Source organism: Rheinheimera sp., from assembly GCF_036568245.1.
Lineage (GTDB): Bacteria > Pseudomonadota > Gammaproteobacteria > Enterobacterales > Alteromonadaceae > Alishewanella.
Genome location: NZ_DATCSY010000333.1, coordinates 1 through 8,650 on the forward strand (window position 1 = coordinate 1; position 8,650 = coordinate 8,650).

An 8,650-nucleotide genomic window follows, 5' to 3' on the forward strand; every position below is an offset into this window, starting at 1 on the left:
CTTTACATGTGATGTATCAGGCTTTTGTGGCGCGCAGTAGGCTAATGCCCAGCCAGATAAACCAGATTAGCTGGGTGATACCAAACGCATCTTTCAGATAAGGCAGGGTATGCAGCACGGTGAGTATACCTAGTGCACCCACTACCAGCCCCAGCACGTGCAACGCTTTGCCTAAACGTTGTTGCTGTAAACCGCTGATGCTAAGCAGCAATACCCACAGCCCGCCGACTAATTCTATGCCACCGCCTAAGGCTTCGGTCAGTAGGTTGCGAGTATTATAGAGCGCCAATGCTTGCTGCGGATCGCTCTCCATTAAGCGAAATACCATTTGCAGGCCAATTAGCGCCACCATGCCCGATGCCAGCATCAGCACCAGCCAGACATTACCAAAACGCTCGGCCAGCCGGAAAAGCGCTGTTGGGCTGCTTGCAAAAACCTGATGCAAAGCTTGCAACACTATCGCGAGCAGCACACCAAACAGCAGATAGCCTATGCCATAACCGCTGGCGACCAGCAGATGGTGCTGCTGCAAGTATTGAATTTTGCCAGCACTATCCAACCCTGCCGGTATCGATAACATACCAAAGAAAATAACTGCCATGGCTATATAGCAAAGTGCCATACCAATAGCAGCAAGGCCTCCAGAGCGTAAAAGTGTGGTGTTGTTTGATATTTGGTGTGCCATCAGCTGCATCTGCGGTATTAACAATTGCCTATAGCATAACGTGTAGCCTATGTATCGGGTATGTCGATTTGTATCAGGGTGTGTTTAGCCGCGCCAGCACGCTGGCAGGTTGTGTCAACGGCAAGGCGACGATGGCAGCTTCGCCTGAGTGCGGGAAGATACCAGTTAAGGCGGTGAAGTTAACCTGATGGGTCACCAGCACCGTTGGTTGTGCTGTTTGAATGATAGAAAACTGCTGCAACAATGCTTTGGTTTGTTTAGCTGCATCCCCACGGCCGGCGAAGAATGAGTTTAGCGCAGGTAGCGCTAGCGGTTGCGATAACTGCAGTAACTGCGCGGTTTCCAGACAACGACACCATTGGCTGCTGTACACGGTAATGTCAGAGCTGTATTTTTCGCGTAGCAACTGACCCCAGCGCTTCGCCTGCTGACGGCCCTCGTTATTCAGGTTTCGCTGGGTACTGCAATCTTCCAGCACAAAACCGGCCGGATCGCCTGTACCCGGCGCCAGTGTATGGCGCATCAGCAGCAGGGCTTTGCCCCCTCGCCAGGCCTGCCAGGCGGTGCTGTCGGCATAACTGATACCTGGCAGTAATAACATTAATGCAAGATATAAAGCTTTCATCTGGCTGACTTCTGTTGGCACAGTATTGTTAGTATGATGTAAAGCCAGAAAAAGTTTAGTACGTAGTTACTCCACGGCTAAAAGCAGGAGTAGAGGCCGAACTGGTTAAACAAAAAAAGCCGCTGCTGCGGCCTTTTTTAATTAGTCAAATTGAATCATCCTAGCTTTGTTCAAGCTGTTTCAGCAGTATTTCGCAGGTAGGTTTTTCTGCTTCATAGCTTTGGCATTCTTTTAAAGCGCTAATGGCTTGATCTGTATGCTGTAGATTCGCCAGTGCTACTGATTTTTGAACAATAAACATACTTTTATTACCAAAGGTGGATTCCGCCAACTCTATGAACTGCAGTACCTGCTGATAATTATGTTGCTGCATTTCAAAATCTACTTTCTTTTCAAAGAAGTCCGGGGATGCATGTGTCCAATTATTGACCAGAGCTAAGTTTTGTTTTGCTTTGTTACTCTGATTTTGTGCCATGCGCAAGTCATACATTACTTCTCGGATACCTGGCTGGTTCCGCACTGAAAAGTTGATGGCTTGTGAAGCGAGTTTTTCTGCTTCGTCCAGGTTGCCAGATGAAATTGCGGAGGATGCAGCAAACGCATAACGGTAACCTTTGAATATGTCCTGATTCTGTTTTTTGTCACGCAGCTGCTGCCATGTTTTTTTATTCACTCGTTGTCTGGACTGCGGTTGATATTCGCGCAAGACATACTCGCGGATATTGACATCCCTTTTTTCGGGGGACATGTGGCTACGTTGAAAATAATCAGTTGTAGCAGATACTAAGGTGCCCACACCCTCGTTTAAAAAGCTATCCAGTTGCTGGGATACACCGGATAAATCAAGCTCTTGCACCGATGTTTTTAACGCTGTTGTTTTTTGATCCCAAAATTTAGATAAAATACTGTCTTGTTTACCCTGAAAATCATTTAAACGCTGTAAGTTGTGAGAGCTGGCTCGTGGTGCATAACCCGCGGCAGTCGCCATATCCATTGCAAGCAGGTCTGCTTCGTCTTCCTGTGCACGTTGCCAGGCAGTATTCCAAACACTGTCTGAAAAGCCATTAATCAGATAGTTGTATAGTGCAGCTTTACTGATGTTGCTCTGCCCCTGCTTACTGGCGTTATATTGCAACTTGTAGTCACCACTGCTTTTTACCACCTTGGTATCTTTAACCATATTTGCAAGAATCACTGACTTGGCTAGCATCGTGACTTTGTCTTTTTGTGCATTCATTACATCATTACGTTCATGATGCCTTAGCAATATATGGCTCAGTTCATGTGCCAGCAGCAGTGCTATTTCGTCTTCACTTTCCACATTTTCTAAAGTACCCAAAGGTACACTGATGGTGCCGAATGTATCAGCATAAGGGGCAAAATTTTGCGAGTTAATAATTTGCACTTTGGTCTTAACCGGAGTTCCACCCCAGTGCGTCATCAGTGAAGTTACTATATTTTGCATATAGTCCGTTAACTCTGGTGCTTCGACTATATGTGACTTTCTTACTTGTTGTTCAGGAATATTCAAGCCCGAATAACTGAGTAATACGCCGCTACCACTGAGCTGATCTTCACGCTCTTTATATTGCTTCAGGTCAGATTGGGAGATATAGGTACCTTCAAACTGATTGTGTAGTTTAGATCCGGTAAGATTTCCAATGGCACGACCCGCACCATCCAGGGTCTTGCAGCCTGATAAGGTCAAAGCACCGATAATAAGTAGTATTTTATGTACTGATTTCATAGCTCATCCCTCCTATTTATTGCAGTCGGCGCCAAAGCCAAAGGTGGCGGCTTCCTTTTCATCTTTAACGCCAGCCTGCAGAAGTTTGTAGCAATCCAGGTTGACGGCTTTTCCTTGATTTAGTTGAATCTCGAAAGTGTCCAGCCAGAGCTCTTCTCCATCTGACGTTTTAATTAATACTAAATCTAAATCTTCGTTATAGGCTTGAACGTCAACATCCGGCTCCGGTAGCAATTTAGCTGCCCTTTTTTCTACCAAACGAGCACTTTCATCCAAAATGGAAATAGGATCCGCCACGTAACTGAGTATTTTTAAAGGCTCACTGGCTGCAGCAAAACTTAAGTTTAGAAACATGAGGGAAATACTAGTCAGAATGGTGGTTTTCATTAGCGTTACTCCTTACACTATTGTTTTTATTAGAAAATATTTTTGGTATTTTGCTGAAGATCAGGTAGTTGACTTTATTTGATATAAACTTGTGGTAACTAATTGCCAGGAACAGTACGCTTAAACCCAGCCAGTTTATAGGCTCGTAATGCAGCACTACCGCAAAAAAGAGTGATGTCAGTAACATTGCTACAGCCAATAATGCGGCCAGGCGCCAGGTATGGTACCAACGGATTCTGGACTTGGTATTGGTATTTTCGGATGGTGAAACAGGGGCGTCTCTTAGCAGCATAAAGCAGATGAAAAACAGCGAATCAACTAGATCGTTGATATCTACATTCCCGAAAATTTCATGTGATGGTCTGTAATGGCGTTCGCCGTAAGTCAACAAATTATCAAATGCCATGGCATGTAAATAGACACCCGGAACATTGCCGTGAACCGGGCTGAGAATACTATCTTTTGCGCCCTGAATATATGCTCCCAGAAACACGTATTTGTCTTGAATCAACTCAGTAAACAGTTGTTTAGCACTGGTATCATTTGCGCGTAACTGCGCAGCATTTATCGTAATGTGATAAGGGCAGGGTTGGCGCCATTCGGTATTGGTTTTCCAGAAGATATCGTCGAATAACATATCCAAAATAGCAAAAAAGGAGTGACTTTCTGGCTGACAGTGGCTGGTATCAGTTATGTTTTGTTGTACTGGTGCTAATCTGCTACCCCATTGCACTGCAATATGAGGGGGTGTTTGCACCTCTGGCTCCGAAGGGCATGAGTTTGATGAACAATGTAGTTCATATAATGCTTGTGCGGGAGAGCGTAATTCGTTAAATATCCTTGGGTAATAATGCTCTGCTCCTGACCACTGTACAAATACCGGCTTGGTATGTCTGAATTCCGGGCGCTGTTCAGTTGTTGGCCTCATAGGTTTAGGCAAATAAATGGGAATATGCCGGTATCGCTCAAAAGTATTATTAAGAAACTCCACTTTGTCGCTGGCGGTGCTTCTGTCAAAGGTATAAAGCAGATCAGAAAACAGAGCCCTGGGCTGGTAATTCAGAATAGTGCGGTAGAGCTTTGCCTGCTCCTGGTATGACAGCGGCCAATGTGCCTGTATAGCGTCAAGCGCGATATCATCTATTAATACCACAGTGATTTCTTGTTGTGCTGTCGCAGGGTAGTAAAGTGATAGAACTTTATTAACAACATTGGCAGATGCCGTATCCGAAGCAGATGTTAGGCCAAAAGGGTCTAATGCAAGGATGAACATCAAAAACAATAATTTGAAAGAGTTTAGTGCTAGCTTAAAAAGTCCGCTCGGACTTTGCTCTTTTGCATCCTGCAAGCTCAATAATGTAGTTCTCCCTGACTGCGTTTATACAGCTCTGTTCAGCTGGCATTCATATTAGTTGCAAAATTCTATACTGGCAAGTTAGGCAAATACCTTAAGTTGTTATTGCCTTCAATCTGTAGTGTATTTATTAATGTTGCTGATATGATTAAGAAAAATCTGATTGCCATTATTTCGTTTTTCACATTAATACTGGGCTTATGGCAACTCTCCGCAGCCCGCAGCTTTCAACTGTTTGGCGAATTGCTACATCGGGTTGAAACAGATGAAAAGGTAGTTGCGCTGACCTTTGATGATGGCCCGTCAAAACGTTATGCCACTGAGATTCTTGCACTGCTGCAGCAGGAGCACGTTAAAGCAACGTTTTTTATTACCGGCAGAGAAAGTGAGCAAAACCCTGATGAAGTGCGGTTGCTTTATCAAGCGGGGCATCAGTTGGGTAACCACAGCTATAGCCATCCGCGCATGGTATTAATGTCACCCGCTGCGGTGGCTAGTGAGATTGAATATACCGATGCGGCTATCCGCGCTGCTGGTTATAAGGACGAGATTTTGTTCAGGCCGCCTTATGGTAAAAAGCTGTTTGTATTGCCCTGGTATCTGGCACAGCAGCAGCGTAAAACCATCATGTGGGATCTGGAACCCGAAACTGACCCTACGCTGGCTGCTGATGCGCAGGCGATGGCGAATTACGTGATTGAACACACCCGCCCCGGCAGCATAGTGCTAATGCATTTGATGTATCAAAGCCGGCAAAGCTCACGGGAAGCTTTGCCGCTTATCATCAGAGGGTTAAAGCAGAAGGGCTACCGTTTTGTGACCGTCAGCGAATTACTGGCGATGCAGGCTCAGACTTGAACGCTGGCAGTGCTACTTTCAAACCAAACAACCAGCGGCTAAGCCAGAAGCGCTTTACCAGCTCATACCCGGCCCAGCAGCCGGTGCAGGTTAGTATAATCAGCAGTGTTGCCTCAACACCCACCGGCAATGCCAATGGCTTCAGCCATACTGCAAATACGATGATTAGTGTTTGATGCAGCATATACCAGGGCAGAATGGCATTGTTGGCATAGTGCAGCAGTTTGCCGTCTCTATCCACCGCGTTGGTGCGCTCCTTAAGGTACCGTCCTGCGTAGCCTATAAGCGCTAAGATCCAACCCCAGTGATTTAGCGCCAGTACCACACCGATAATCAACCGGCTGGTGATTGACTCGCCAAAACTGTCTGGCAGGCTGTCAAAAGCGCCGTTGCGGTCAGCAATAATCAGGCTGTACCCAAACAGCCCTGCCAGCAGAAACCAGCGACGACATAAGATAACCTTCTGCCACCAGTTACCTTGCAGTGCAAACAGGTAACCGGCAATAAAGACACTGAAGTATTTGGCATGGTTATACCAGTCGTCGAGTAGCGCATTAGTGGAAGGGTAAGCATTTTTGAGCATCATCCAGGCAGCAATCAAGCTCGCCATCACAACAAGCAAAGCAATACTGCCCGGCAGATGCTGTAAACGATGTGACAGCCAGTTCAGTAGTGGCGCAGCAATCAGTACCAGCACGCTGTAACACCATAAGTAAGGCAAAAACCACAGGTGGTTCCAGGTTAGCAGGCCGATAGGGCTATGATGCTCGCGTAGCAACTCAGTGTTAGGGTTAATGTACTGCAGCCAGAAACTGAAATAACCCGGTTCGATAAGATGTTGTGATAAGGCTTCATAATAAACCTGCGGCACCACAACGATAAACATGCCGCATAGCAGCGGGATTAACAATCGGGAGCTGCGCAGGCCAAACAAGTTTAGCGACGACATGTTGCTGTGGCGCTGTGCTAATGCCAGCGCCATAGCGCTGATAAAAAACAGCAGTGACATACGCCACGGGTTGGTCAAAATCATCAGGTTTTGCAGTGTTTCGCTGGTGATGTCACTTTTTATATGCCAGCCCCAATCGGCGACATAATACATACCGATGTGATATAGGATCAGCAAGCCAAAGGCCAGTGTGCGCAGCCAGTCCAGATCGTAACGGCGGTGAGAGAAATGTGTTGCCATAACAAAGCTCCGTGGTAATAGTTGCCTGATTGTGCGCTGTTGCACTAGCATGCAACACAGACAAATTGCGCTACGGCGGGCTTTAGGGATAACAGGTGGCTGAGTGTGACAAGCGGTAAAGCAAAAAGTATGTTCGAGCGTTTTGACCAGCATCCGGCACTGTACAGTTATCTGCTGCTGGCGCTGTATTTTTTTATCAACGCTGCTATTAACGCCAGCTCAGTCTGGATGGAGCACAGCCGTAACCCGGCAAACAGTTTATCGGTTTTAGAGCCGATAGTTTGGGAATACAGCAGTGCTATCAGTACGCTGCTATTGTGCCCGTTGTTGTTTTTCTGGTTTAACCGCTACCCGCTTAGATTGACCTTTGTTAGCCGTCAGCTGTTGGTGCATCTGCTCGGTACACTGGTGTTCTCCGTGCTGCATGTCAGCATTATGGTGGCGATGCGGGAGCTGATATACCACTGGCAAGGAGGCAACTACAATTTTGGCCCGCTGTTACGTGAGTTCCTTTATGAATACCGTAAAGATGCCTGGGGCTATATCTGGTTTTTGTTAACTTATCAGTTGGTTATGTTTGGTTACAGCCGGTTAAAAGGTGAGGCGCATCAGCTGGATACGGCGGAAGGCAGCGTTGAAGAGAGCCAACAGCAGAAAAGCCAGAAAGCGCCGGAGCATTTTCTGGTAAAGAAACTGGATAAAGAGTTTCTGATCCGGACCGATGATATTGAGTGGCTGGAGGCCAGCGGCAATTACGTTAACCTGCACAGTAAAGGCAGGATTTATCCGCTTCGAGCCACACTGGGTAGCACACTTGAGTTATTAAGCAGTAAGGGTTTTAGCCGGATACATCGTAGCCTGGCGGTAAACCACAATGCTATCGATAACATTAGTTACGATAGCAGTGGTGATGGCGATATTTTATTGAAGTGTGGTCAGCAGCTGGCGCTGTCGCGCCGTTATAAAGACGCATTCAGGGCGGCATTACAGCCAGACTGAGTTTCGCAGTCTGGCTGTTTATATTCAACGGCCGTCGTTAATGTCGTATACCACTTTATCCTGCATTGCCGGGTTATCCAGCTTCAGCTCTACTTCCTGTTGCAGGACTATTTTGCCTTCTATGATGACATCTGCGCCGATATGCAAGCTGGGTTTGCTGTCATTGCGCCAGCCAAAGAAGGATTTCTTTTTACCGCGCGGTTTGTAAATAACATCGCCTTTTACCACTGTATCGCCGGTCAGTGTAATATCGCCGTTTACGGTGCTGATATCCTGCGCCACTTCGCTGCTATCCAGTGTAATGTCACCATTTATGGTATCAACATTACCTCCAATCTGCGCTTTGCTGCCGGGGCGGATTTTACCGTTTACCGTCTCCAGGCTGGTGGTTACCTGTAAACCGGTACCGGCTTCAATACTGCCGTTTACTGTTGAACCGCTATTGATGCTGACATTATCACGCAGCTCAATACTGCCGTTTACTACCGAAACATCATTGGCGCTGCTGTTGCTGGCCATTTGCACGCTACCATTAACCAGCGAAATATCGCCATAGTGCTGATTACTAGCTACTGAAGCGGAGCCCAGCACTTTATCGATAGTAGCATGATTGCTGTCAGCCGATGCCGGGGTGGCAAAACCTGCGGTGGCAACGGCGATGGTAACGGCAGCAACTAAGGTAGAAAGTTTCATATCGGTGTCCTTTTTTATTGTTAGCTTGCAATAAGCTTTGCAAAGGCTTTGCCAATTTTAACTTTATGAAATGTAAGTGTTTTATTGATTTTGTGTTTTCGGGATGGTTGTGT

At 46.5% G+C, this 8,650-nt stretch carries 9 protein-coding genes; 2 read left to right on the plus strand and 7 right to left on the minus strand.

Features of this window, described 5'->3' with window-relative positions:
- Positions 1–16: 16 nt before the first annotated feature.
- From VIN66_RS14860 to VIN66_RS14880, 5 genes are all read right to left on the minus strand, one after another.
- Positions 17–685 carry a hypothetical protein gene (locus VIN66_RS14860; RefSeq protein WP_331924707.1) on the minus strand — a complete coding sequence of 223 codons (669 nt, stop codon included), beginning with the start codon at positions 683–685 and terminating at the stop codon, positions 17–19.
- Between the two features lie 73 nt (positions 686–758).
- Positions 759–1,310 carry a histidine phosphatase family protein gene (locus VIN66_RS14865; RefSeq protein WP_331924708.1) on the minus strand — a complete coding sequence of 184 codons (552 nt, stop codon included), beginning with the start codon at positions 1,308–1,310 and terminating at the stop codon, positions 759–761.
- Between the two features lie 160 nt (positions 1,311–1,470).
- The gene (locus tag VIN66_RS14870) at positions 1,471–3,057 is read right to left on the minus strand and encodes a M48 family metalloprotease (protein WP_331924709.1); all 1,587 of its coding nucleotides are present in this window, start codon (positions 3,055–3,057) and stop codon (positions 1,471–1,473) included.
- 12 nt (positions 3,058–3,069) lie between these two features.
- Positions 3,070–3,444: a hypothetical protein gene (locus VIN66_RS14875; protein ID WP_331924710.1), complete on the minus strand. Its 375-nt coding sequence runs from the start codon at positions 3,442–3,444 to the stop codon at positions 3,070–3,072.
- Positions 3,422–4,798: a CHASE2 domain-containing protein gene (locus VIN66_RS14880; protein ID WP_331924711.1), complete on the minus strand. Its 1,377-nt coding sequence runs from the start codon at positions 4,796–4,798 to the stop codon at positions 3,422–3,424. Before VIN66_RS14880 ends, VIN66_RS14875 begins: the two co-directional genes overlap by 23 nt.
- Positions 4,799–4,942: 144 nt before the next feature.
- On the opposite strand from VIN66_RS14880, the gene VIN66_RS14885 reads away from it, so the two are divergent.
- Positions 4,943–5,656, plus strand: coding sequence for a polysaccharide deacetylase family protein (locus tag VIN66_RS14885; protein ID WP_331924712.1), 714 nt, complete (start codon positions 4,943–4,945; stop codon positions 5,654–5,656).
- Here the strand turns inward: VIN66_RS14885 and VIN66_RS14890 are convergent.
- Positions 5,622–6,845, minus strand: coding sequence for an acyltransferase family protein (locus tag VIN66_RS14890; RefSeq protein WP_331924713.1), 1,224 nt, complete (start codon positions 6,843–6,845; stop codon positions 5,622–5,624). The genes VIN66_RS14885 and VIN66_RS14890 overlap by 35 nt on opposite strands.
- Before the next feature lie 105 nt (positions 6,846–6,950).
- On the opposite strand from VIN66_RS14890, the gene VIN66_RS14895 reads away from it, so the two are divergent.
- On the plus strand, positions 6,951–7,844 hold the full coding sequence (locus VIN66_RS14895; RefSeq protein WP_331924714.1) for a LytTR family DNA-binding domain-containing protein: 894 nt from the start codon (positions 6,951–6,953) through the stop codon (positions 7,842–7,844).
- Between the two features lie 24 nt (positions 7,845–7,868).
- Here the strand turns inward: VIN66_RS14895 and VIN66_RS14900 are convergent, their stop codons facing one another.
- Positions 7,869–8,537 carry a hypothetical protein gene (locus tag VIN66_RS14900; RefSeq protein ID WP_331924715.1) on the minus strand — a complete coding sequence of 223 codons (669 nt, stop codon included), beginning with the start codon at positions 8,535–8,537 and terminating at the stop codon, positions 7,869–7,871.
- Positions 8,538–8,650: the final 113 nt, after the last annotated feature.

Coding starts and splice junctions, on each gene's coding strand:
- VIN66_RS14860 (WP_331924707.1), bottom strand. CDS start 685: ATGGCACACCAAATATCAAACAACACCACACTTTTACGCTCTGGAGGC.
- VIN66_RS14865 (WP_331924708.1), bottom strand. CDS start 1,310: ATGAAAGCTTTATATCTTGCATTAATGTTATTACTGCCAGGTATCAGT.
- VIN66_RS14870 (WP_331924709.1), bottom strand. CDS start 3,057: ATGAAATCAGTACATAAAATACTACTTATTATCGGTGCTTTGACCTTA.
- VIN66_RS14875 (WP_331924710.1), bottom strand. CDS start 3,444: ATGAAAACCACCATTCTGACTAGTATTTCCCTCATGTTTCTAAACTTA.
- VIN66_RS14885 (WP_331924712.1), top strand. CDS start 4,943: ATGATTAAGAAAAATCTGATTGCCATTATTTCGTTTTTCACATTAATA.
- VIN66_RS14890 (WP_331924713.1), bottom strand. CDS start 6,845: ATGGCAACACATTTCTCTCACCGCCGTTACGATCTGGACTGGCTGCGC.
- VIN66_RS14900 (WP_331924715.1), bottom strand. CDS start 8,537: ATGAAACTTTCTACCTTAGTTGCTGCCGTTACCATCGCCGTTGCCACC.